At 61.6% G+C, this 23,602-nt stretch carries 17 protein-coding genes, 1 other RNA gene and 4 pseudogenes; 5 read left to right on the forward strand and 17 right to left on the reverse strand.

From position 1 onward, the window contains the following. Positions 1–113: 113 nt before the first annotated feature. A pseudogene (locus tag PD885_RS17510) lies at positions 114–601 on the forward strand (hypothetical protein); the annotation flags it as partial. Positions 602–634: 33 nt separating this feature from the next. Here the strand turns inward: PD885_RS17510 and PD885_RS17515 are convergent. The 6 genes and pseudogenes from PD885_RS17515 to PD885_RS17540 form a co-directional block, all read right to left on the reverse strand. Then, a pseudogene (locus PD885_RS17515) lies at positions 635–1,725 on the reverse strand (IS3 family transposase). Positions 1,726–1,960: 235 nt separating this feature from the next. Then, positions 1,961–3,295, reverse strand: coding sequence for a sensor histidine kinase (locus tag PD885_RS17520; protein WP_002804928.1), 1,335 nt, complete (start codon positions 3,293–3,295; stop codon positions 1,961–1,963). Then, on the reverse strand, positions 3,288–3,965 hold the full coding sequence (locus tag PD885_RS17525) for a response regulator transcription factor (protein ID WP_002804927.1): 678 nt from the start codon (positions 3,963–3,965) through the stop codon (positions 3,288–3,290). The genes PD885_RS17520 and PD885_RS17525 overlap by 8 nt, the downstream gene beginning before the upstream one ends. Before the next feature lie 25 nt (positions 3,966–3,990). Further along, positions 3,991–4,480 (reverse strand): annotated as a pseudogene (locus tag PD885_RS17530) (hypothetical protein). Positions 4,481–4,658: 178 nt separating this feature from the next. Next, positions 4,659–5,546 (reverse strand): 30S ribosomal protein S6--L-glutamate ligase, encoded by an 888-nt coding sequence (gene rimK, locus PD885_RS17535; protein WP_002804924.1) that lies wholly within the window; start codon positions 5,544–5,546, stop codon positions 4,659–4,661. Between the two features lie 171 nt (positions 5,547–5,717). Further along, a non-coding RNA gene (locus PD885_RS17540) (sX9 sRNA) lies at positions 5,718–5,794 on the reverse strand. A 401-nt stretch (positions 5,795–6,195) separates the two neighbouring features. On the opposite strand from PD885_RS17540, the gene glgX reads away from it, so the two are divergent. Continuing rightward, entirely contained in the window at positions 6,196–8,328 is a 2,133-nt protein-coding gene (gene glgX / locus PD885_RS17545) for a glycogen debranching protein GlgX (RefSeq protein ID WP_002814619.1), read from the forward strand. 567 nt (positions 8,329–8,895) lie between these two features. Here glgX and PD885_RS17550 read toward each other — a convergent pair. From PD885_RS17550 to PD885_RS21610, 4 genes and pseudogenes are all read right to left on the reverse strand, one after another. Then, positions 8,896–9,285: an H-NS histone family protein gene (locus tag PD885_RS17550; RefSeq protein ID WP_065975054.1), complete on the reverse strand. Its 390-nt coding sequence runs from the start codon at positions 9,283–9,285 to the stop codon at positions 8,896–8,898. An 89-nt stretch (positions 9,286–9,374) separates the two neighbouring features. Continuing rightward, positions 9,375–9,607 (reverse strand): annotated as a pseudogene (locus PD885_RS17555) (hypothetical protein); the annotation flags it as partial. A gap of 136 nt (positions 9,608–9,743) precedes the next feature. Next, the gene (locus PD885_RS17560) at positions 9,744–10,550 is read right to left on the reverse strand and encodes an IS5 family transposase (protein WP_002801519.1); all 807 of its coding nucleotides are present in this window, start codon (positions 10,548–10,550) and stop codon (positions 9,744–9,746) included. Positions 10,551–10,782: 232 nt separating this feature from the next. Further along, complete coding sequence (locus PD885_RS21610) at positions 10,783–10,953, reverse strand: hypothetical protein (RefSeq protein ID WP_156785382.1); 171 nt, start codon at positions 10,951–10,953, stop codon at positions 10,783–10,785. Between the two features lie 302 nt (positions 10,954–11,255). Between PD885_RS21610 and PD885_RS21045 the strand changes: the two genes are divergently transcribed. Continuing rightward, a complete protein-coding gene (locus PD885_RS21045) occupies positions 11,256–11,477 on the forward strand; it encodes a hypothetical protein (protein ID WP_145954039.1) in 222 nt (73 codons plus the stop codon). A gap of 86 nt (positions 11,478–11,563) precedes the next feature. Here PD885_RS21045 and PD885_RS17565 read toward each other — a convergent pair whose 3' ends face one another. After that, complete coding sequence (locus PD885_RS17565) at positions 11,564–12,208, reverse strand: histidine phosphatase family protein (protein ID WP_002814614.1); 645 nt, start codon at positions 12,206–12,208, stop codon at positions 11,564–11,566. 214 nt (positions 12,209–12,422) lie between these two features. After that, positions 12,423–14,504 (reverse strand): phosphocholine-specific phospholipase C, encoded by a 2,082-nt coding sequence (locus tag PD885_RS17570; RefSeq protein ID WP_002814611.1) that lies wholly within the window; start codon positions 14,502–14,504, stop codon positions 12,423–12,425. 193 nt (positions 14,505–14,697) lie between these two features. Between PD885_RS17570 and PD885_RS17575 the strand changes: the two genes are divergently transcribed. Both PD885_RS17575 and tdh read left to right on the forward strand, forming a co-directional pair. Further along, on the forward strand, positions 14,698–17,043 hold the full coding sequence (locus PD885_RS17575) for a TonB-dependent receptor (protein ID WP_088057019.1): 2,346 nt from the start codon (positions 14,698–14,700) through the stop codon (positions 17,041–17,043). A 292-nt stretch (positions 17,044–17,335) separates the two neighbouring features. Continuing rightward, the gene (gene tdh / locus PD885_RS17580; RefSeq protein WP_040763063.1) at positions 17,336–18,370 is read left to right on the forward strand and encodes an L-threonine 3-dehydrogenase; all 1,035 of its coding nucleotides are present in this window, start codon (positions 17,336–17,338) and stop codon (positions 18,368–18,370) included. A 235-nt stretch (positions 18,371–18,605) separates the two neighbouring features. Here tdh and PD885_RS17585 read toward each other — a convergent pair whose 3' ends face one another. The 5 genes from PD885_RS17585 to PD885_RS17605 all read right to left on the reverse strand — a co-directional run bounded on the left by PD885_RS17585 (position 18,606) and on the right by PD885_RS17605 (position 23,573). Then, complete coding sequence (locus tag PD885_RS17585; RefSeq protein ID WP_040763062.1) at positions 18,606–19,313, reverse strand: TorF family putative porin; 708 nt, start codon at positions 19,311–19,313, stop codon at positions 18,606–18,608. Between the two features lie 306 nt (positions 19,314–19,619). Further along, positions 19,620–20,651, reverse strand: coding sequence for a sulfate/molybdate ABC transporter ATP-binding protein (locus PD885_RS17590; protein WP_002814601.1), 1,032 nt, complete (start codon positions 20,649–20,651; stop codon positions 19,620–19,622). Between the two features lie 7 nt (positions 20,652–20,658). Further along, a complete protein-coding gene (gene cysW, locus PD885_RS17595) occupies positions 20,659–21,612 on the reverse strand; it encodes a sulfate ABC transporter permease subunit CysW (protein ID WP_002814598.1) in 954 nt (317 codons plus the stop codon). Beyond that, positions 21,609–22,469: a sulfate ABC transporter permease subunit CysT gene (gene cysT, locus PD885_RS17600; protein WP_002814595.1), complete on the reverse strand. Its 861-nt coding sequence runs from the start codon at positions 22,467–22,469 to the stop codon at positions 21,609–21,611. Before cysT ends, cysW begins: the two co-directional genes overlap by 4 nt. A 3-nt stretch (positions 22,470–22,472) precedes the next feature. Further along, positions 22,473–23,573, reverse strand: a complete 1,101-nt coding sequence (locus PD885_RS17605) for a sulfate ABC transporter substrate-binding protein (RefSeq protein WP_040763061.1) — start codon at positions 23,571–23,573, stop codon at positions 22,473–22,475. Positions 23,574–23,602 lie beyond the last annotated feature (29 nt).

The raw sequence follows: 23,602 nt of genomic DNA on the forward strand, positions 1-23,602 counted from the left end.
GGAAATCCTCCATAGCCAGGATTGTGAATTATTTGTTAAATTGCGCCCCGCGACGGGAGACGTCGCTCGTTCCGCCCTGCAACGGGGGCGGAGACGCGGACATCAACCATCCAATGCATAACACCCTGATTCTGGCTGTCCTGCTGGCTGCCGCACCGTTTGCCGCGTCTGCTGAAGGCCTGAGTTACAGCTAGGTCGAAGGCGGCTGGAACCGTAGCGAAATCAACGTCAACGACGAGTCCGACGACATCGACGGCAGCTACCTCCGCGGCTCCCGGCAGATTGCCGAGCCGGTCTACGTGCTGCGCTTGCCACCAAGGACTACTACATCGGCAGCGGTTTCGTCATCGACGGCACGCTGCAGCAGGCCACCCTGGGTATCGGTTACCGCCAGGAAATGACCGAGCGCGTCGAGTTCACCGCCGACATCAGCGAGCTGCGCAGCAAGGTCGAATCCGACCTGCGCCTGAGCGGCCGCTCGATCGACGAAGCGTCGGACTCGACCAATCTGGGCTTTGCCAACCTGGGCCTGCGCGGCAAGCCCTCGCCGCGCACCGAAGCCTGGATCAAGGCCAGCTACATCGACGGTAGCGACGTGGACGCGACGTCCCCCCGCTCTGAGTAGCGGCCGGGTTTAGAGTCCGGGCCTGATGATATCGGTGTTTGCCAGATGTTGGGCATAAGCGGCCGGCGTCATGCCGCCGATTGCTTTCTTGGGTCGGTCCTCGTTGTATTCGCGTCGCCAGCGTTCGATCTCGGTGCGCGCGTGCAGCAGTGTTGGGAACCAGTGCTCGTTGAGGCATTCGTCGCCTAGTCGGCCGTTGAACGATTCGACGTAGGCGTTCTGGTTCGGTTTGCCCGGCTGGATGAGCCGTAGCTGCACACCACGGGCGTGCGCCCAGGCGACCATCGCCCTGCCGCAAAACTCCTTGCCGTTGTGCCTCGAGGGCAGGCTTCGCGCTCAGTGCGGATCACCTGCGGCAAACCGCGACTGTGTGCCAGTCGGTCCAGCACGCGCGCAACGCCGCGTCCCGAGATCGCGCGCTCCACGTCGATGGCGACCGCTTCGTGGGTTGCGTCGTCCACGATCACCAGACACTTGAGCACCCGACCTTCGGCAGTGCGGTCGAACACGAAGTCCATCGACCACACCTGGTTGGCCTGCGATGGCCGCAACAATGGTTGGCGCTCGCCCACCGGCACCTTCTTGCGCCTGCGGCGCCGGACCTGCAACTGCTGTTCGCGGTACAACCGCTCCACGCGCTTGTAGTTCACGACGCGTCCTTCCTGACGAAGTTTGAGATAGATCATCCCCACGCCATAGCGGCGATGGCGATGCGCCAGCGCAAGAATGCGCTCGCGTAGCTCAACGTTGCGGTCTTCGCACGGGCGATAGCGCAGCGCACTGGCGCTCATGCCGATCGCTGCCAAGGCGCGACGCTCGCTGGCACCGCACCCGATCCACTCGCGCACCAGCGCACGACGCGCCGGTGCGCTCACCACTTTTTTCGCAGCGCATCCTTGATCAGGTCGTTCTCGAACAGCTGCTCGGCCAACAACTTCTTCAGCCGCGCGTTTTCGGACTCAAGGTCCTTGAGTCGCTTGGCATCGGGCACGCTCATCCCGCCGAACTTGCTGCGCCACAGGTAGTACGAGGCCTCACTGAAGCCATGGCGCCGGCACAGGTCTTTGAATGATCTGCTCTTCGGTAAAACGCTTCTTCACGTCCAATCTCCTCGGGGTAGGGAATTGGACTCCAAACTGAGGCGCTACTCAAAATCGGGGGGACGTCGGTGATCTGGTCGGGAGAACGCGGTAGAGGAAGGGAGACGGTCGCGGACGGTGGCGGGCCTCATGATTCCAGAACTTCTACAAATCGCCGGATGAAGCATTGCCGGTAAGGCCCTCGCGCACGAGTGCGCTCCTACAGGAGTTTGCGTGGTTAAGTGCGCGTGGTTAGCTACCGCCGAAACGCCAACGTCGCAATCACGCCCCGCTCCTGCCCTGGCCGCACGCTCACGCGCCAACCGTACAGATCGCACAGCCGGCTGACGATCGACAGGCCGATGCCGCCACCTTGCGAGTGGCCGGCATGGGTGCCGCGGTAACCGCGCTGGAAGAGTTTGGCGGCGTCTTCTTCGCTCAGGCCCGGGCCGGAGTCGATCACCTCTACTGCGTCGCTGAGCACGCGCACGCGCACCCGGCCGTCCTGGGTGTATTTGACGGCGTTGCCGATCAGATTGCCGAGTGCGACCGATAGCGCGGATTCTGGGGCGTCGATGATCAGGTCGCGTTCGCCTTCCAGTAGCAGCTCCAGCGGCTTGCCGCCGAGTTGTGCGCGGTGCGCGTCGATCAGTTGTTCGGCCACCTTGGCGACGTTGCTGCTGCCTTGCCCACGCTCATTGCGCGAGAGCAGCAGCAGCGAACCGATGAGGTCGCTGCACTGCAGTTCGGCGCGCTGGATGCGCTGCAGGCGTTGCAGCACCTTCTCGTCCAGGTCGGGTTTGGTGAGCAGCAACTCGGTGGCGCCACGGATGACGGCCAGCGGGGTACGAAGTTCGTGGCTGACGTCGGCGTTGAATTCGCGGTCGCGTTGCACCACTTCGGTAAGGCGTGCCGAGTAATCGTCGAGTGCTTCGGCAAGCTGCCCGACTTCGTCGTCCGGGAAGTGGGCGGCCAGCGGCTTGGGCTCACTGGTGCCGCCGCGATAGGCGCGCAGGCGTGCAGCAAGATCTGACACCGGGCGCATGACTTTGGATGCGGACCACCAGCCGATAAGCAGCGAAAACCCGCTGAAAACAAGCACCGACAGCATCAACGTACGCTTGAGCTGGATCTCGCCCTTGAGCGTTTGGGTCATGTCGTAGGCGAGGAAAAACCACTCGCTCGGTGTCTTGCGCACCGCCAATTTGTAGGAATAGGCATTGCCGCTTTCGTCCAGCCCGGTGATGGTGTGAATGCCGTCGGGCAGGCGGTACCACTCTGGTTGCTCCAGGCGCAGGGCCTCGAATTTATCGCTTTTGACCACGCGCCCACGCATCTGCTGCAGCGGCAGGTCGGGGTTACGCAGCGGGTCGGAATAGAACCGCTGCGCGAAGGCGTCGATATTGCGGTTCATCACGTCTTCGACCAACTGGTTTTCCACGCGCGAGCGCGCCCAGTTGGTGGCAAAGGCGAACAATGTTGTCAGGCAGAAGCCCAGCAAAACGAACGACAGGATAATGCGGCTGCGCAGGCGCCGCCGGTAGCGGCCACGCCTGCGGGCGGGCCGCGCGCCGTTATTGCTTTCAGGCATCGGGAGAGGCGATGCGGTAGCCGATGCCATGACGGGTCTGGATCATCGGTACGTCGAACGGCTTATCGACCACCGCGCGCAGACCGTGGATATGTACGCGAAGCGAGTCCGAGTCCGGCAGCTCTTCGCCCCATACTCGGGTTTCCAGCTCCTGGCGCGTGACCACGGCCGGCGAGGCTTCCATCAGCGCCTGCAGGATCTTCAAGGCGGTCGGGTTGAGCTGCAGCAGCTTGCCGCGGCGGCGCACTTCCAGCGTGTCCAGGTTGTATTCCAGGTCGCCGGTTTCCAGCACGCGCGTGTGCGCACCCTTGCCGCGACGCGACAGTGCGTTGAGCCGCACTTCCACTTCCTGCAACGCGAACGGCTTTATCAGGTAGTCGTCGGCGCCCGAGTCGAAACCGGCCAGTTTGTTGTCCAGCGAGTCGCGCGCGGTCAGCATCAGTACCGGTGTCTGCTTGCGCGCTTCGTTGCGCAGCTTGCGACACACCTCGATGCCGTCCATGCCGGGCAGATTGAGATCGAGCACGATGGCGTCGAACTCGTGTACCACGGCTAGATGCAGACCGGTTACGCCGTCCGCGGCGAAATCCACGGTGTGGCCGCGGTCTTCCAGATAGTCGCCCAGATTGGCGGCGATATCGCTGTTGTCTTCGATGACTAGAATTCGCACTGGAACCTCATTCGTTAAGGTGTTTTTAGCGCTGGCGCCGAGAAATTTCGTCTTGCTTCACAGTCGTCTGACGGCGGCGCTGGGCGGCCGTCATGCACTGCTTCGTACTCATCTGCGAACCAAGTGCGCGCTCGTGCCAGCAAATCAGCTGGCTCTCTTCTGCTTGCCTTGGTCAAAATGCTGGTGGCGAGCTCCTGATCGTTGCGGACGGCTGCCAATTGGTCTGGCTGTAGCGCCTCTGGACGTCTGGCTGCGCCTCCAACACCGCTTCGATCCAATCGAGCGACGCAGTCACCTTAGCGCGCTCTTCCTGACTGATCCGGGAGCACTTCTCCCTGTGGGCTAGATCGGCTCGCACCTGCGCTACCTTCACTACCTGCGGTTTGTACGGCTTGTCGACATCAACCACCGTCGCCAGGACGGGGCCGTTAAACAACATTGCCGCCAGTATCAGCGACCTCATGCTCGACTGCCTTGCCATGCTGACGCCTTCTTGTGCCTGACCGATTTAACATTTAGCGAATGTAGACGCGAACCTTAAGAGCGGCAAGCCGTCAATAAAAAGGCCCAAGTGCGACATCGCACTTGGGCCAAAAGTTCATCCCGATCACCGTCACTGCCGAAAGCGGATCTACGGTCGGGAGAGGCTAGCGAGGCAAGGAGTAGAATTTCGTTAATTTTTTGATAGAACCGTTATTGGCCCGATCGACGGATCGACCGCTCCAGGTGCTGGATGATCGTCGCGGCCACATCCACGCCGCAGACGCCCTCCACACCTTCCAGGCCGGGGGTTGAATTGACCTCCAGCACCAACGGGCCACGCTTGGAACGGATCAGGTCCACGCCTGCCACAGCCAGCCCCAAGGCGCGCGCCGAGCGCACTGCGACCTCCTGTTCTTGCTCGGTAGCCTGGGCCACGGAGGCAGCGCCACCCAAGTGCAGGTTGGAACGGAAGTCGCCTTCTGCGGCCTGGCGACGCATCGCAGCAACCACCCGGTCGCCGACCACGAAGCAGCGCAGGTCCGCGCCCGCGGCCTCGCCGATAAACTCCTGGACAATAAAGTTGGCGTAGAGCCCGCGCAGTGCTTCGACTACCCCGCGCGAGGCGCTGGCCTTCTCGGTCAGGATCACGCCAGCACCCTGCGCGCCTTCATTCAACTTCACCACATGCGGCGGCGGGCCAAGCATCGACAACAGATCCTGGGTGTCGTCCGGGTTGTCGCCGAACACTGTCACCGGCATGTCGATGCCCTGGGCGGCCAGCAACTGATGCGCACGCAATTTATCGCGTGAACGCAGGATGGCATCGGACGGGTTCGGCGTGTAGGTGCCCATGAATTCGAGCTGGCGCAGCACCGCGGTGGCGTAACGCGTAACCGAAGTGCCGATGCGCGGGATCACCGCATCGAAGCCGGTGATGGGCTTGCTCTTGTAGTGCAGGCTGAATCCGTCGGCGGCGATGCGCATGTAGCAGCGCAGCGGGTCGAGAGTGCGCACGGTATGACCACGCTTGCGCCCGGCTTCGATGAGCCGGCGGGTCGAATACAGTTTGCTGTTGCGGGAAAGAATGGCGATTTTCATCGCTCCAGGTACACAGCGCGGCTTGGACATGGACGGAGTGTGATGACAGAGTGACTCAAGTCCGTGCGTCTGCAGGCCGAACGTATGCGTAGGCGGCATCCTGCTCTGCACGCTGCGATCGGACTGGCATGCAACGGTCCCGGGAATGGAAGAGCGATAGCGCCTTGGAATGCCTGACAAAATGTAGTGAGCAGTCGCCGGGTGGGTGCGGACGGCGCGTGAGGAACCGCAGTGTACGCGTAGTACATCCGATTCCGAGCACCGGCCGCGCCCGCCTGGCGGTGAGCGCAGTCGTTTTGTTAGCCACTATTGGCGGGTAGTGAAACGACGCCCTTGCTGCGCAGCCTCAACCCCACCGATGCTAGCAGGGCGCCGGCCTGACGCTCAAGCAGCGGATGCGTGCTTTGCGCAATGTGCTGCGTGCGTGATGGTGCTGGCATGCGCAACGAACCAAGCGCGACATCGCGCGCCCACGCCCTCATGCCAATGACAACGCACTTGATGTGGATAGCTCCAACGCATTGTGTATCAAAGATTCCCACCACCTTCCTCACACCGCGTCCCTGTGACCGTAACGCGTTTTGCACAGGCAAAAACGCAATGCTTGAGCCCCCTCAATGCCGGCGTGCCGGCGCACTCGAGACTCTACATGCGACGTCCAGCAAGCGCGGCTTATGCCAACCCCTCCCGCATCCGCCAGGGGCGCCCGTCCCCCCGCGGCGCCGTTTTCGACGGCAAAGGCACCAATTTCGCGCTATTTTCTGCGCATGCCACGCGTGTGGAGTTGTGCCTGTTCGACGAACAAGGCAACGAGACGCGCGTCGATCTTCCTGAATACACCAACGAAATCTGGCACGGTTATCTGCCCGATGCCAGACCCGGCCAGCGCTATGGCTACCGCGTGCACGGCCCGTACGAGCCGACCGAAGGCCACCGTTTTAACCACAACAAGTTGTTGTTGGATCCATATGCGCGCGCGCATGAGGGCGATCTGATCTGGTCCGACGCGCTCTACGGTTACACCGTGGGTCACCCGGATGGCGATCTCAGCTTCGACGAGCGCGATAGCGCGCCCTTCATGCCCAAGTGTGTGGTGGTCGAAGACAACTACGATTGGGAAGACGATGCGCGCCTGCTCAAGCCGTGGAACGAAACGGTGATTTACGAGACCCACGTGCGTGGCTACACCATGCGCAACCCGCAGGTACCCGACGCACTGCGCGGCACCTTCGCCGGTCTGGCGCAGCCGCAGGTGCTGCAATACATCAAGGATCTGGGCATCACTGCGGTCGAATTGTTGCCTGTACATGCATACCTGGATGACCAGCATCTGCTGGACAAGGGTCTGCGCAATTACTGGGGCTACAACACCATCGGCTTCTTTGCGTTGAAGTCTCGGTATCTTTCCAGTGGAAATCGCGACGAGTTCCGCGACATGGTCAAGGCCATGCACAAGCAGGGCCTGGAAGTCATTCTGGACGTGGTCTACAACCATACTGCCGAAGGTAGCGAACTGGGGCCGACGCTGTCGTTCAAGGGGATCGACAACGCCAGCTACTACCGCTTGGCCGAAGACAAGCGTTACTACATCAACGACACCGGCACCGGTAACACGCTGAATCTGAGCAATTCGCGGGTGATCCAATTCGTCAACGATTCGCTGCGCTACTGGGCGGGCGAAATGCATGTAGACGGGTTCCGCTTCGATCTGGCAACGATTCTTGGACGCGAGCCGAGCGGTTTCGATCAGCGCGGCGGCTTCCTGGACGCGTGCAATCAGGACCCGCTGTTGTCGGAGGTCAAGCTGATTGCCGAGCCATGGGACTGCGGCCCTGGCGGCTACCAAGTGGGCCATTTTCCGCCGGGTTGGTCGGAGTGGAACGACAAGTTCCGCGACAATGCGCGCGAATTCTGGAAAGGCGAAGACGGCAAGCTCGCCGAGTTTGCCACCCGCTTTACCGGCTCTGCCGATCTGTTCGATCGCCGCGGCCGTCGTCCGTGGGCGTCGGTCAACTTCATCACTGCGCACGATGGCTTCACCCTGCGCGATCTGGTGAGCTACAACGACAAACACAACATCGACAACGGCGAAGACAATCGCGACGGTTCGTCCAACGACGGTTCGTGCAACTACGGCGAAGAAGGCCAGACCGATAACGCAGACATCCTGCAAATCCGCGAGCGGCAGATGAAGAATCTGCTCGCCACGCTGCTGTTGTCGCAAGGCACGCCAATGATGCTCGCTGGCGACGAGCGCGCACAGTCGCAAGGCGGCAACAACAACACCTATTGCCAGGACAACGAAATCACCTGGTTGGATTGGGAAAACGACCCGACCGATGGCCGTCTGACCGAGTTCGTCAAGGCGCTGACCAAGTTGCGCAAGCGCTATCGGATCTTGTCGCGCGGGCGCTTTCTCAATGGGCAGTACAATGAAGAAGCCGGCCTGCGCGATCTCACGTGGCTCAATCCGGTTGGAACCGAGATGGACGAGGCGCACTGGACCGATGCCGGCGCGCGTTCGGTGGGTTTGCTGCTGGAAGGCAAGGCACAGACTTCCGGCGTTAAGGAACTGGCCAATGACGAGACCTTGCTGATCGTCATAAACGCCTACTACGAGGGTGTGACCTTCACCCTTCCCTCCTCGGAGGAGCCGCTGCACTGGAAGCTGGTGCTATCGACCGACGAAGCATTGGAAGTAGACATGATGCCGGCCGGCGCCAGCCAATTCCTGGCACCGCCGCGCAGCGTGTCGGTGTTCGAGTGCAAGAGCAATCAGTAACGCTTGAGCGGTGAAACAAGCTCGCTGCCTGCCGATGTTCGGCGGTGGGTAGCGAGCTTTTTCGTTTTTATCGCTCGGAAGCGAAGCGTTGTCTTAGCACTGCTTTGCGCGGGCCAATGCCGACAGCCGGGCGGGCGGCGCATTTAATCGAATCGACGGCACTTGTCCTGAATTCAATCCATGATATGGATCTATCCTCGGACCCAATACTGTCGGATCGATGGATTCAAGCCGCGGATTTTGGTCAAGATAGCGATTTATATGGCGTAAATGCTCAAACTTTCTGCATACAGTGCGACGCATGAAACCAGCAGTTTTTCGAAAACAATGCAGGTTGGCGATATGCAGTAATCAGCATTTATCGACGAGCAAAACACAAGCGGCCGGAGAAGCGGAATATTGCATGTAAAGAGCACGCCTATCGCGAGCAACCGCTACTGCCTGCTTCTTCAAAGCACAGAAATAACCATCATTCAAGCGCTGATGCGCTAAGAATTCGCTGCAGCGCGTTGTACGCAGTGCCCTATCGATCCAAGACTGCCAAAAACAGCTGTGAACCGGAAAAACTCAGCCCGGATACAGCGGGAAGGGCTTGTCAGGATGATTGGCCTTCCATTCTTTGTAAGAGCTGGTGCCTTCCCACGCCTTGAAGGCACGCGGTTTGCGGCCACGCCCGGACCAGGTCTCGCCGGAGTGCGGAATCCAGTACTTGGCCACGACTTCGCCAGTGGACGACAGCTTGCCCCTGGACTTGCCGGTCATCGCCAATGAAGCAATTTGGGATTTCTGCTTTGCGTTGAAACGGCTGCCGAACTGGGTCAGCACCTCAATGACCTGATCGAAAGCTTCCAGCGTCTGGGAATATTTCAGTTGGGCTTCTTCCTGCTCGAGCTTGCGCAGCTCTTCCAACAATTGGGATTTGGCGGCGGCGGATGAAGCGGACGTAACCTGGCGCATTGGCAAAACTTAAGGTTGGATGGGTCAGCGAGTATTGCCGCTACGCCGCTTAGCGTAAAGCGTTCGGGGCTGCGCGGGTCTGCTGGCGCTCAGCGATGGCGCAGCAATGCGTGCTCGCGGGCCATGGTCAGCACCGGACCGATCCGTCCAGCCCGGATCAGTTGACTGCAATGTTTGCCGAAGAATTCGACCCGTGGCGCAGAAAACCGCTGCACTCCCTGCTCCGGCTCGCCGCCATTGATCGACCAAGCATGGCAGACCGCCTCGCCCAGCTCTGTGCTCCCCCCACCAGCCCAAGCTCGCAAATTCGCTCGGGATCGAGCGTTCACCGCGATAGAGGGCCAGAAACGGAGCGGCCAGACCAACTTGTGCGTGGGGACGGGCCTTTACGGCCATCCCGCCAGTTCGGGCCAGCCGGGCTCAAGCAACGCACGGGCGGCGAAAGCCTTTAGAGCGTGTTATGAACTTTGAAAGAGGGTGGCTGCATTTCCAAGCATCAGGATCGTGAAGACGACGAAGTGCAAACCGGCCAAGGTTTCCGGCAATCGCTCGTAGTCGCGTGCCAGCCGTCTGAAACGATTGGCCCATCCGAAGCTGCGCTCGACAACCCAACGGCGCGGCAGCAAGACAAAGCCTTTTTTCGCTTCTTGCAGCTTGATCACGTGCAACTCAATGCCTTCTTCCGTGGCCGCCTGCGCCGGTTCTTGACCGGTGTAGCCCTGATCAACAAAGGCGATCTTGACCGTTTCACCGGTCACGTGTTGTACCTCTTGTGCCAACGATCGGACTTGCGCGCGCTCCTGCTCATTAGCCGGCGTCACCTGGACAGCGAGCAGATGTCCAAGCGTATCGACGGCCATGTGTACCTTGCTGCCTTTCTTGCGTTTATAGCCATCGTATCCAGCACGCGGCCCGCTTTCGCAGGTGGACTGCAGCGTGCGAGCATCGAAAATGACCGCGCTCGGCTGGCCTTTTTTCCCTTGCGCCACACGCAAGAGTGAGCGCAGATCACTGACCATGGCCTCAAAGCAGCCCGCTTGCAGCCAGCGCTGTGTTTGCTGATACACCGCTTCCCAGGGCGGAAAATCGTTGGGAAGCAATCGCCATGGTGCGCCGGCGCGCGCGATCCACCGCAGTGCGTTGAACATCGCGCGTAGCTCATACTTGCGCTGCGGTGCCTGCACGTCCATCAGCGTCAAATAGGGAGCCGCAAAGGCCCATTCTTCGTCGGAAATATCGGTGGAATAAGGCTTACGAGGCTTCATCCGTATACGTTAGCGTGACAAGGGCAAAGTTCATAACACGCTCTAATCCCATGGCCCGACTGGCGTCGAGCGGATGCGCACGTGCCGCTGGTGTCTGCCCGCAACACCAGCGGTAGCAACGCGTGGTGAGAGTAATCGGAGGCCAGCGCACCGCAGGCGACGGCGACCTCCAGAGAAAGGTAGGCGTAATCGCCAGCAGCGAAGCCGCTGACCTGCTGGTCTAGCGCAAGCCTTAGCGCCCATCCGCCCGGTCGATGTGGTCCTGCCGGGCGATTGGCATGCCTGTCGCTGCCAGCGCAACTGCCGCATCACCTGCGTTTTTGACCTGCGCAAAGCCTTTAGATGCATCAACCAAGTGCTGGAGATAAGTCCGGGTCTGCGCCTGAATCGCACGTGTCTGCACGTCCTGTTTGCTTTAGCGTGGACCTGCTCACATCGTCTTGTCGTAATTTCTTTCCATGAGCAATCGATCGGCAAATGGCTTTTCTCATGTCATCGAACAATCGACCGCGCCGACATTTTGCAGCAGCAGACGCGATGCTTGACTGGCATGCGCCGACCGGATTGGCGTCACTGCCAATGCACTGCCAGTCCATAAAAGCAGCACCGCAAGCAGCCATGCATGGAAAATCCTGTTCATCGCCAGACTCGTGAGTGTTGGCAGCGGCAAGCCAAGAGTGGGCGAACTAACACCCGCCGAGTTCGGTGATCAACATCAACCGCAGACCTGTCATTGTCTATGGCACTGAAATTGCGGGGAGTCGACAAATGCGCGTGTACCCCCACGGTCAGGTTCTTGCCAGCAACAGCCAGCACATAAAGCCAAATAGCAGTGGCATCGCCAAGATCGCCAAGAGCGTATCAAGCAAGCCCTTTGCCAGTGATTTTCTTCAGTCGCTCATGACGATATGCGCACCAAAACAGTAATGCCATCGGCACGCTCCCGACCAGCAACATCGGGGCTATGATTCTTACGCGCCACAGGTCGATCCTTCACTTTTTCGATCAAAGACTTACAGCGCCCGATGCTTGGCTTCACCAAAGAACGGCGTGTGATGCGCGCAGTCATTGAGACGCACCACTTCCAGGTGATCCACGTCATCGCCTTCGAGCAGGTTGAGCGTGGTCGGTGCCTGGCGGAAGGTCCATAACTTGGACAGTGGCAGGCCCAGAATCTTGCACAGGATCACGCGGTTGACCGCGTCGTGAGCGACCACCAGCAAGGTCTCGTCTGCGCCCAGGCCATCGGCTGCGCGCATCAGGCCGCGCCAGCTGCGGTCGAGTACCTGCCGCAACGATTCGCCGCCAGGCATCAACACAGTGTCGGGTTCTTTGTGCCATGCACGCAAACGTGCCGGGTCTTTGTCGTTGATCTCGCTGGCCAGCAGGCCTTCCCATTCCCCGTGCGCTATTTCCTGCAGGTCAGCATCGGTCTGCAACAGACTCGCGCGTGCGCTGCCGAGTGCGAGCTTGGCGGTAGCCTGCGCGCGCGACAGCGGCGATGCCACCGCGCGGTCGATCTGCAGCGATTGCAGGCGTGCGCCGAGCGCAGCGGCCTGGCCTTCGCCGACCGGCGACAGCGGGATATCGATCTGGCCCTGGTAACGGCCTTCGGCGTTCCACGACGTCTCGCCGTGACGAGCAAGCAGGATGCGCATGCGCGAGAGATTCCTTGGGAAGGGACCGACGTGCCTTGCGGCCAGACGGGAGCGGCATGATACAGCCCCGCGCCCTCCATGGTTTGCGCTGGATGGCTGTTATCGACACATGGCCGACACGGTGCGGGCTTTTCGCCCGCCTCCTTGCTTGCGGCCATCCGCGCCGCTTGCGCCAGCCAGATGCACGCGCAAGCGAAGGTGGCGGATCAGCAACTCAGGCGCGACCGAACGCCGGGTCGCTGCGGCTAGGCTTGCCGGTTTCCAGATGCCCGGCTAGTCGGCGGCGGAATGTCGCGCCCGGCTGATCGAGGACAACGTCATACCAGTGATCACTTGCGGCCAGTGCCAGACGGATGGTTTCGCGCTGACCTGCAGCCAGACGCAACGACCGCATGGTCGGAGCCGCGTAGTCCAGCGCGCGCAATTGCAGCGTGCACGGCTGGTGCCCAGCATTGCCGATCTCCAGCACCAGCAGTTCGCCATCCTGCCGCGCCTCTAACCACGGCGCTGCCGATTGCGTCGCAGCGGCAGCAAGTTCGCCAGCGAATTCGCGCAGGAATCCATTCGGCCCATGCACGCTCAACGCATAGCTGCCGTTTTGCGCAGCGCCGACCGGCACATCGTCCAGCTGCGTGCCGGGCAGCACGGTGTAGTACCAAGGGCCGCCATTTGCAGCGCTGCTGTGGACGTTGAATGCGGCCGCAGCAGCACCGCTGTTGACGAACTGCAACTGCACGTCGTTTTCGTTGTGCACGCGCGCATTCACCTGCAAGGCGTACGGCAGCGCGCGCGCCGGACGTTGGCCGGGTTCTTGCCGCGGCATGCTGGCCGCTGTCGGCGGCACCGGCAACGGCTTGTTGCGGATAGCCGCAGTGCGTGCACGATAGTCGTCGATCGCAGGAAATGCGCTCAGTGCCGAATCATCGGGATTGCAGAAATCGAACACGCTGGTGAGATCGCCACTCACGGCACGACGCCATGGGCTGATGTTCGGCTCGGCGACGCCGAAACGGCGCTCCAGCAAACGCAGCACCGAGGTGTGATCGAACACCTGCGAATTGACCCAGCCGCCGCGCGTCCACGGCGAGATCACCAGCATCGGCACGCGAATGCCCAGCCCGATCGGCAGGCCTTCGTAGACTTCGCCACGTGTATCGACATTGCTGCGGCCCATGCGTGCATCCAGCGCCGGTAATGGCGCAGGCACGTGATCGAAGAAGCCGTCGTTCTCGTCGTAGTTGATGATCAGCGCGGTCTTGGCCCATACGGCGGGATTGCTGGTGAGCGCATCGATCAAACGCGCGACCAGCGATTCGCCGTAGGCCGGCGGCGCTTCCGGATGTTCGCAATACGCCGTCGGCGGAATGATCCACGACACCTGCGGCAAGCGGTTGGCTTGTACATCAGCGGCAAGTGCGGCGACCAGATGATCGGCCTGCGTGGTGGCCGCATTCTCTGCAGTGGAACCGGGCACGCAGGCACGTGCGCGCCGATAGCGTTCGTCGCTGGGTTGCAGATCGCGATAGTGCGAAAAATACGCCAGCGAGTTGCAGCCGAAGTTGTCGTACTCCTGGTACACGCGCCAATCCACACCCGCGGCCTGCAGACGTTGCGCATACGTCGTCCAATCCATTGCGGCATAACCGGGCTTGTCGAGCTCCATGTCGGCAGTGAAGTTGCCGTCGTCGGCATTGGTCACCGCTTGCGCACCGACATTGCCCACGCTCGGGCCGCTGGTGCCGGTGAACAGATACATGCGATTGGGATTGGTCGGCCCATGCAACGAGCAGAAATAGCCATCGCAAATGGTGAAGGCATCGGCCAGTGCGTGGTAGTACGGGATGTCGTGACGCTGGAAATAGCCCATCGTCAATTCGCCCTTGTAAGGCACCCAGGCGTCGTATTCGGCCCAGCGCGCCGGGTCTTGCCCTTGACCGGCTTTCCAGGAGTGATCCAGGCTCTTGATCAACGGCGCGCAGGTGTTTTGCGAGTCGAACGCGAATGGCAGCAGGCGGCGACCATCGGCTGCCGGCTGACTCCACACCGGGTGACCATCGCGCAACTGTAGCGGGCGCGGGTCGCCGAAGCCACGCACGCCGCGCAGTGCGCCGAAGTAATGATCGAAGGAGCGGTTTTCCTGCATCAGGATCACCACATGCTCGATATCGCGCAGCGTGCCGGTACGCGAGTTGGCCGGCAGTGCGAGTGCACGGCCGATCGAAGACGGCAAGGCACCGGCAGCGGTCAGCGCGGCGACGCGCTTGAGGAAATTACGGCGCGAGGGGGAAGACATCATGGGTGCAGGGCCTACCAGAGTGCGTATGCGTCGCCGCGCAGCGCGGCTGGAGACAACACGTATAGCGGGCGAGTGCGACAGTTTTGCGACAGCGACCGTCATCAAATTTTCATTTTTCATTGACAACCTATGTCACGAAACGCCGGTTATGCACCGTGCGTCCGCCCTCAGCCGTGCCCCAACTGGACTCCCTATGACTTCCGCTCGTCGCTTTCATGTCACCCCGCTGGCGCTCGCCTTGGCGGCGCTGCTTCCGGTCATGGCGCAGGCCGCCACACCAGTTGCCGATCCGGTTGTCGTTGCAGACACACCGCTTGCCGATGCCCCGGCAACCGTCGCCGACGCCGATGCCAACGCAACCCAACTGGATGCGATCAACGTGGTGTCGCAAGGCAGCACCCGTCAGGTGCAGCGCATCAGCCGGCAGGACATCGAGCAGCTAACACCGGGCAGCAGCGCCTTCAAGGCAGTCGAAAAACTGCCAGGCGTGCAGTTCCAGTCAGCCGATCCGTTCGGCACCTACGAATGGTCCACGCAGGTGACGTTGCACGGCTTCGATCAGAGCCGGCTGGGTTACACGCTCGACGGCATTCCGCTCGGCAATATGAGCTACGGCGTGACCAATGGCCTGCACATCACCCGCGCCATCATTTCGGAGAACCTCGGCTCGGTGGAAATTGCGCAAGGTGCCGGCGCGCTCGGCAACGCGTCCAACACCAATCTCGGCGGCACCATGCAGTTTTATTCGGCCGATCCGCAGACCACACCCGGCCTGCGGCTGGTGCAGACGGTCGGCAGCGATGCGACACAACGCACTTTCGTGCGCGGCGACACCGGCGATCGCAATGGCTTGTCGGCATACCTGTCCTACGCCAACGCCAGCACCGACAAGTGGAAAGGCTTTGGCGACCAGCAGTCCGAGCAGGCCAACCTCAAGACCGTTTACCAATGGGGCGACGACAACCGTCTGAGCCTATTTCTGGACACATCGCGCCGTAAGGAATACGACTACATGGATCTGTCGTTGACCAGCCAGCGTGCGCTGGGCTGGGACCACGATTATCTACAGCCGGATTGGGCGAGCGCCGTGCAGATGGCACGCGCCTACCAGACCACCGGCGCGACCAGCGGCGTGGCCAACGGCTATCCGCAATCGCTGGCCGGCCTGCCCGCCGATTACAGCTGGCTCGATGCCAGTTACTATGCTGGCGGCGGTTTGCGTCGCGACAACCTGGCAGGGCTGTCAGGCACGTTCGTGTTCGGCGGCGCCACGCTCGATGCCACCGGTTATTACCACGGCAATCGTGGCGAAGGTCAGTGGGCGACACCGTATGTACCGACCTCTGCGCAGATCCCGGTATCGATGCGTACCACCGACTACGGCCTGGATCGTTTCGGCGGCACCAGCGCATTGAAGTGGTCGTTGGGCAATCACGATCTGGAAGCCGGCGTGTGGGCGGAAAACGCACGCACCACGCAGCAGCGCAATTATTTTGCACTCGGCAACGAGGGCTATATCTCGCTGTACAACGTGTACGAAGCGCAGACGCCGTTCCGTCGCGACTTCCTGCAACGCTACACCACGCAAATCCGCATGCTGTACCTGCAGGACACCGTGCGTCTGCTCGATGACCGCCTGACGCTGAATTATGGCGCAAAGGCGCTCAGCACCACCACGCGCGCGCAATCGCTGGTGCCGACCACCGCGCTGGCACAGGGCCGCATTCGCGCCGAAGATCATTTTCTGCCGCAGGTCGGCGCGAACTACAAGCTCGACGATCGCCAGGACATCTACGCGTCCTACAGCAAGAACATCGCCGCATTCGGCTTCACTCCATTCGCCACTTCGCAAGCGGCCTTCGACCGTAGCCGATCCACGCTGGAGCCGGAACAATCGCAGACCGTGCAGGTGGGCTACCGCGTGCAGGATGCGCAATTCCAGCTTTCGGCCGACGCTTATTTCACCAAGTTCTCCAACCGCCTGCTGACCACTTCACCGTGTACTGCAGTGCAGACCTGCGCCTCGATCCTGAGCAATGTCGGCGCCGTGCATAGCGCCGGTGCGGACCTGGCCTTGATGTGGCGCCCGGTCGAAGGCCTGAGCTGGTTGAACTCGCTGTCGTGGAACCACTCGCGCTATCAGGACGATTACCTCAACAACGGCGTGGTCGCCACCTCCGGTAAAGACGTGGTCGGCATCCCGGCGTTGATGTTCTCGTCCAGCGCCAGCTACCAGCTCGGCAACCTGCGCCTGGACCTGGACGGCAAGTATGTCGACAAACGCTACATCACCTTCCTCAACGACTCGCAGGTGCCCTCGTACTGGCTGTTCAATGCAGGCGCACGCTACGACTTCGGCCGTGTCGGCGGCGTAGCCGATGTGGCGCTGGCGCTCAACATCAGCAACCTCACCGACAAGCGCTATTTCGCCAGCACCGGCACCAACGGCTACGTGGCCTCCGATCCGGACGGCTATAACCAGACCATGGTGGTCGGCGCACCAAGGCAGTATTTCATGAGTCTGGACGCGAAGTTCTGAGCAATCGGCGCGTAACAGCGCCACTGTGTTAGTCCCGCTCCTGCCGGGGGCGAAAGGGCACTGCGTGGCGCGCCATCGACGCGGGGGCTTGGAGCGCCTGCGTCGCAGCGCAGGCCGGGGCACGCAGCGGGAGCTGGGGGGAAATACGGAAGGCACTAGATCTGCATTCGGCAGTCGGCGGTTCACCCTCCTGGCGCGCAGGGACGCATTTGGCATAGCTGGCTAGCGCAGGTGTCTGAGGCGCACCCCGCCTATAATAGTCGAATTACTTTCATTCAGCAGGTCTCGCAAGATGGCGCAGACGATGAAGGCGCTGGTCAAGCGCGAAGCGAACAAAGGCATCTGGCTAGAACAGGTCCCCGTGCCGACGCCCGGCCCCAACGAGGTGCTGATAAAGCTGGAAAAGACCGCGATTTGCGGCACCGATCTGCATATCTATCTGTGGGACGAGTGGAGCCAACGCACAATCAAGCCCGGCCTGACCATCGGCCATGAGTTCGTCGGCCGCGTGGCCGAGCTCGGTTCGGCGGTGACCGGTTACCAAGTCGGCCAGCGCGTGTCGGCTGAAGGCCACATCGTGTGCGGACATTGCCGCAACTGTCGCGGCGGCCGCCAGCATCTGTGCCCCAATACAGTGGGCATCGGCGTCAACGTCAACGGTGCGTTTGCCGAATATATGGTGATGCCGTCCAGCAACCTGTGGCCGATCCCCGATCAGATCCCGTCCGAACTGGCCGCGTTTTTCGACCCCTATGGCAACGCCGCGCATTGCGCGCTGGAGTTCGACGTAATTGGCGAGGACGTACTGATCACCGGCGCCGGCCCGATCGGGATCATTGCGGCGGGTATCTGCAAGCACATCGGTGCACGCAACGTGGTGGTCACCGACGTCAACGACTTCCGCCTCAAACTGGCAGCCGACATGGGCGCTACGCGCGTGGTCAACGTGTCCAAGACCTCGCTCATGGACGTCATGGCCGACCTGCACATGGAAGGCTTCGACGTGGGCCTGGAAATGAGCGGCAATCCGCACGCGTTTAACGACATGCTCGACTGCATGTACCACGGCGGCAAGATCGCCATGCTCGGCATCATGCCGCGCGGCGCCGGCTGCGACTGGGACAAGATCATCTTCAAGGGCCTTACCGTGCAAGGCATCTACGGCCGCAAGATGTACGAGACCTGGTACAAGATGACCCAGCTGGTGCTGTCGGGTTTCCCGCTGCACAAGGTGCTGACCCACCAGTTGCCGATCGACGATTTCCAAAAGGGTTTCGACCTAATGGAAGAAGGCAAGGCCGGCAAGGTCGTATTGAGCTGGAACTGATCAACCGACACGTGAGACACATCAAAGGCGCCTTGCGGCGCCTTTGATGTGTCTCACCGCTGGATTATCGACAACGACGTCGTCAGCGATGATGGCCGCACGCACCTAGCATCGCTGCCTGAACAGACAGCGGCGCGGCACACATCGCGATCAGGTCCGCATCGTCGTCGAGCAGCGCATGCGGGTAACTGCCTGCGCAGCAGCGCAGGTTCAACACGCTCTCAGTGCATCGTCCTTACGGCCAGGTGACCGTCGCAGTAGCGACCAGATGGCTCTGCGAATTCTGTCGACCGAAGCCGAATTCGGCTGCTTTGCTGGTGTCGTAATAGCCCACGCTCAACCCGAGTGGACCGAAGGCCTTACCCACGGTCACTCCGAAATCGTTGTAGTCGTGGTCCACCAGACTCAGCGCGGAGGTATAAACGCTGTGCCCCGCATGCGCACCGAAAGTGAAGTCGTGCGGCAATGACCAGTTTGCATCCAGCGCATAGTAATAGCCATCGGTCTTGGTGCCGTACAGATCGTTGGTGTAGGCAACGGTGAGACTGTAAGTCTTCAGCAACGTGGTCTTGGTAATCAACTCGGAGTAGCTGGACGCGGCTGCTCCCAAAAACTGGTAGCGGTTGACCATCACATCGAAGTTCCAATTGGTGCCCAGGTCGGTGTTGTAGCCGACAAAGCCGTCCACTTCCCAATCCGGGTCGCCGGCGACGTTAGATGCCCAGGTGCCGATGTACAGCCCGAACGGCGTCTTGTAGGTCAATCCGGGCTGAAATGCAGGCTCTTCATTGGTCTGCGAAATACCACGGAACAGATAGTTGCTGGTCACCGCAAAGGTGCCACTGAACGGCGAGGCGGGCACAGCTTCGTCTTGCGCCTGCGCCATTGGAACAACACCTACGAACAACAACGACAGACAACAAGCGAGTGGGGACGGCTTCATTGGGGGCATCTCCTGAAACGATGGGCGGTAGGATGGCGCGAAGTGGTGCTGCCATGACTTAATTAGTCCAACTTTCATTGCAGCGCAACATAAAAGTCGCGCTCGCTTGATCCAGCGCACATCATTTGGAAACTGATGGTGCGTGCCACGGCTGTGTCCTATCGACGGCCTGCGGGGAACCTCGATGCACCAAATTTGGGATTCGGGATTCGGGGATTCGTAACAGCCAAAGCGAACAGCGCCGCACGCCTTACGACTCCCTAATCCCCAATACCCAATCAAATACCGACGCCGACCGGCGTTGAGTCACGCCGGAAAGACGCCGTAATGCCGCGCTGCCAGCCGCAACTGCTGCCCTGGCTGAAAACTCCCTGCCGAGGCCGGCAGCTCCACTTCCACCTCGTTGCCTGCTGGCTGCAGCTTTGCGCGCAGGCGCAAGCGCGCCCCGCTGCGCTGCGACCAGGCAACCGTGGCCGGCCAACCGGCGGCGTCCGGCACCAGATCTTCCGGCCGTACGTAGACCTCGACCGGGCCAGCCGCGAGCGCGGCGTTGGATGCCGGCAATGCGTGGCCCGCCACCTGGATCTGACCATGCGCCAGCACGCCGGGAATGCGGTTCACCGCGCCCACGAATGAATATACGAACGGCGAGGCCGGCTTGTCGTAGATCAGCGCCGGGGTGTCGAGTTGCTCAATGCGGCCATGGTTGAGGATCGCCACCCGGTCGGCCAGTTCCAGCGCTTCTTCCTGATCATGGGTAACGAAGACCGTGGTCAGGCCTGTGCGTTCGTGCAGTTCGCGCAGCCAGCGGCGCAGGTCGCGACGCACCTGCGCATCCAGCGCACCGAAGGGCTCGTCCAGCAGCAGCACGCGCGGTTCGATCGCCAGCGCACGCGCCAATGCCACGCGCTGCCGCTGGCCACCGGACAGTTGGGTGGGATAGCGCTGCTCCAGACCCTGCAACTGCACCAGCGCAAGCAATTCCTCGACGCGTGCGCGGATGCGCGCTTCGGGCCAACGCTCGTTGCCGCGCCGCACCCGCAACCCGAAAGCGATGTTTTCGAACGCGTCCATGTGCTTGAACAGCGCGTAGTGCTGGAACACGAACCCGACCCGGCGCGACTGCACGCTCATGCGAGTAGCGTCTTCGTCGCCGAACAGCACCTGCCCGCCATCGGCGTGCTCCAGCCCGGCCATGATCCGCAGCAAGGTGGTCTTGCCCGAGCCTGACGGCCCCAGCAAGGCCAGCAATTCGCCCTGGCGCACGTCCAAGGTGATGTCCTCTAGCGCAGTAAACGTGTCGAACTGCTTGCGCAGGCGGTGGATGCGAATGCCCATGTTCACCTCAGTGGCGGTGGTTGGCGGCAAGCGAATCGCCATGCCGCCATTCCAGATACGTTTTTAGCGCCAGCGTCAGCAGCGCGGTCAATGCCAGCAGTGAGGCGCATGCGAACGCTGCGCTGTAGGCGTATTCGTTGTAGAGAATTTCCACGTGCAGCGGCAGCGTATTGGTGCGGCCGCGGATATGCCCGGACACCACCGACACCGCACCGAACTCGCCCATCGCGCGCGCCGCGCACAACAGCACACCGTACAACAGACCCCAACGGATATTGGGCAGTGTCACCCGCCAGAACATCTGCCAGCCGTTCGCGCCCAGGCTCAGCGCGGCCAGCTCTTCATCGCTGCCCTGCTGCTCCATTAGCGGCATCAGCTCACGCGCGATGAAGGGAAAGGTCACGAAGGTTGTCGCCAACACAATCCCCGGCAGCGCAAACACGACCCGTGGCAGCTGGATCAGCGTTTCGCCAAGTAACGGCAACGGCACGCGCCAGCCTTCGTCGATCAACGGCCACGCCCAGCCGCTGCGGCCGAATATCAGCAAGAAAATCAAACCTGCCACCACCGGCGAGACCGAAAACGGCAAGTCGATCAGGCTGATCAGCAGGCGTTTGCCAGCGAACTGATGCTTGCTCACCGCCCACGCCGCCGCCACGCCGAACACCAGATTCAACGGCAGTACGATTGCGGTCACGATCAGGGTCAGCTTGATCGCCGACAACGCGTCCGGGTCGACCACCGCGCGCAGGAATGTCTCCCAGCCGCCGCGCAAGGCCTCGGCAAACACCAGCACCAGCGGCAGCAGCAGGAACGCCAGCAAGAAGACCAATGCCCCCAGAATCATCAGCCACTGCACCCAGCGCGGCTCGTTGGTGGCCGAGTCGGTGATGCGGCGCGCTTGCTTGGTCATCGCATGTGTCTGCTGCATGGAGGGCAGCGACGAAACAATATAGTTCATGCGGGTCTCCGTTGATAGCGCAGCAGGCGTGCCTGCAGCGTATTGACCAGCAACAGGATCACGAACGACAGCAGCAACATAGCCGCCGCGATTGCGGTGGCGCCGGCGTAGTCGAATTCTTCCAGCCGGATGGTGATCAGCAGCGGTGCGATCTCGGTGGAGTTGGGCAGGTTGCCGGCAATGAAGATCACCGAGCCGTATTCACCCACGCCGCGCGCGAACGCCAGCGCAAACCCGGTCAAGACTGCCGGCCAGAGTCCCGGCAATACCACCCGCCACACCGTCTGCCAGCGCGACGCGCCCAGCGTGGCGGCAGCCGCTTCCAGTTCGCGCTCGCTCTCGGCCAGCACCGGCTGCACCACCCGTACCACAAACGGCAAGCCCACGAATACAAGCGCCAGCACGATACCCAGTTGGGTGTAGGCCACCTTGATGCCGATCGCTTCCAGCCAACGGCCAACCCAACCATTGCCGCCGTACAACGCGGTCAAGGCGATACCGGCCACAGCGGTCGGCAACGCGAACGGCAGGTCGATCACCGCATCGAACAAGCGCTTGCCGGGGAAGCTGTAGCGCACGAATATCCACGCCACCCAGGTCCCCATCACCGCATTGAAGGCGCCGGCCACGAACGCGGTGCCGAAGCTCACCCGCAGCGCCGACAGCACGCGCGGCTCGCTCCACACCCGCCACAGGCCGTCCCAGCCCAATCCGCTGGTCTTGAGGAAGATACCCAGCAGCGGGATCAGCACGATCAATCCCAGCCAGGTCAAGGTGATTCCCAAACTCAAGCCCAGCCCCGGCATCACGCGTCGGCGCAATGACTGCACTGGATGGGGTGCAACCGACATCTGCATTGCCTACTTGTTGGCCTGGATCTGATCGAACACGCCACCGTCGGTGAAGTGTTCCTGCTGCGCCTTGTCCCATGACCCGAACGCTTGCCGGATGGTCACCAGCTTGATGTCCGGGAAACGCGCCAGATCTGCCGTATCGGCAAATTCCGGATGCCGCGGGCGATAGAAATGCTTGGCCGCCAGCTTCTGGCCCTCCGGCGCGTACAGATAGCGCAGGTAGGCTTCGGCCACGTCGCGGGTGCCGTGTTTGTCGACGTTCTTGTCGACCAGCGCCACCGATGGCTCGGCCAGGATCGACAGCTTCGGCAGCACGATCTCGAACTTGTCCTTGCCCAGTTCTTCGCGCGCCAGCAGCGCCTCGTTTTCCCAGGCCAGCAGCACATCGCCGATGCCACGCTGCGCGAACGTCGTCGTGGCGCCGCGCGCGCCGGTGTCCAGCACCGGCACGTTGCGGAACAATGCCTGCATATAGCGCACGATGCGCTCGCGGTCGCCCTTGAAGATATGGTCTGCGTAGGCCCAGGCGGCCAGGTAGTTCCAGCGCGCGCCGCCGGAGGTCTTGGGGTTGGGCGTCACCACCGAGACCCCCGAGCGCAGCAGATCCGGCCAGTCGTGAATGTTTTTCGGGTTGCCTTTGCGCACCAGAAACACAATCGTCGAGGTGTACGGCGCGCTATTGTCGGGCAGACGCGTCTCCCAATCGCTGTCGATCAGCTTGGCCTTCTCGGCGATCGCGTCCACGTCATAGGCCAACGCCAGCGTCACCACATCGGCCTCGATACCGTCGATCACCGCGCGCGCCTGCTTGCCGGAGCCGCCATGCGAGGTCTCTACGGTGACCCTGTCCTGCGGATGCTGCTGCTTCCATTGCGCGGCAAAGGCGGTGTTGTAGTCGCGATAGAACTCGCGGGTGGGGTCGTAGCTGACGTTGAGCAGGCCGATGTCGCGTGCCGCAGCCGGGCCGGCCAGGGCCAGCAAGCTGCATAAGAGAGTCGAAACAAGGCGGAAGCGGGGGTGGGGCACAGCAATCTCCTGGCCGGTTGGGCGAAGCTGAACAGCAAGCATGCCATGCTGCGCACCGGCACGCAGGCGGTAAAATGACATCCACGCCACCGCTTATGCCGATTTTTGCA

The organism is Xanthomonas fragariae (genome assembly GCF_900183975.1).
GTDB lineage: Bacteria > Pseudomonadota > Gammaproteobacteria > Xanthomonadales > Xanthomonadaceae > Xanthomonas > Xanthomonas fragariae.

Coding starts and splice junctions, on each gene's coding strand:
- PD885_RS17520 (WP_002804928.1), bottom strand. CDS start 3,295: ATGCCTGAAAGCAATAACGGCGCGCGGCCCGCCCGCAGGCGTGGCCGC.
- rimK (WP_002804924.1), bottom strand. CDS start 5,546: ATGAAAATCGCCATTCTTTCCCGCAACAGCAAACTGTATTCGACCCGC.
- glgX (WP_002814619.1), top strand. CDS start 6,196: ATGCGACGTCCAGCAAGCGCGGCTTATGCCAACCCCTCCCGCATCCGC.
- PD885_RS17550 (WP_065975054.1), bottom strand. CDS start 9,285: ATGCGCCAGGTTACGTCCGCTTCATCCGCCGCCGCCAAATCCCAATTG.
- PD885_RS17560 (WP_002801519.1), bottom strand. CDS start 10,550: ATGAAGCCTCGTAAGCCTTATTCCACCGATATTTCCGACGAAGAATGG.
- PD885_RS17565 (WP_002814614.1), bottom strand. CDS start 12,208: ATGCGCATCCTGCTTGCTCGTCACGGCGAGACGTCGTGGAACGCCGAA.
- PD885_RS17570 (WP_002814611.1), bottom strand. CDS start 14,504: ATGATGTCTTCCCCCTCGCGCCGTAATTTCCTCAAGCGCGTCGCCGCG.
- PD885_RS17575 (WP_088057019.1), top strand. CDS start 14,698: ATGACTTCCGCTCGTCGCTTTCATGTCACCCCGCTGGCGCTCGCCTTG.
- tdh (WP_040763063.1), top strand. CDS start 17,336: ATGGCGCAGACGATGAAGGCGCTGGTCAAGCGCGAAGCGAACAAAGGC.
- PD885_RS17585 (WP_040763062.1), bottom strand. CDS start 19,313: ATGAAGCCGTCCCCACTCGCTTGTTGTCTGTCGTTGTTGTTCGTAGGT.
- PD885_RS17590 (WP_002814601.1), bottom strand. CDS start 20,651: ATGGGCATTCGCATCCACCGCCTGCGCAAGCAGTTCGACACGTTTACT.
- cysW (WP_002814598.1), bottom strand. CDS start 21,612: ATGAACTATATTGTTTCGTCGCTGCCCTCCATGCAGCAGACACATGCG.
- cysT (WP_002814595.1), bottom strand. CDS start 22,469: ATGCAGATGTCGGTTGCACCCCATCCAGTGCAGTCATTGCGCCGACGC.
- PD885_RS17605 (WP_040763061.1), bottom strand. CDS start 23,573: ATGTCATTTTACCGCCTGCGTGCCGGTGCGCAGCATGGCATGCTTGCT.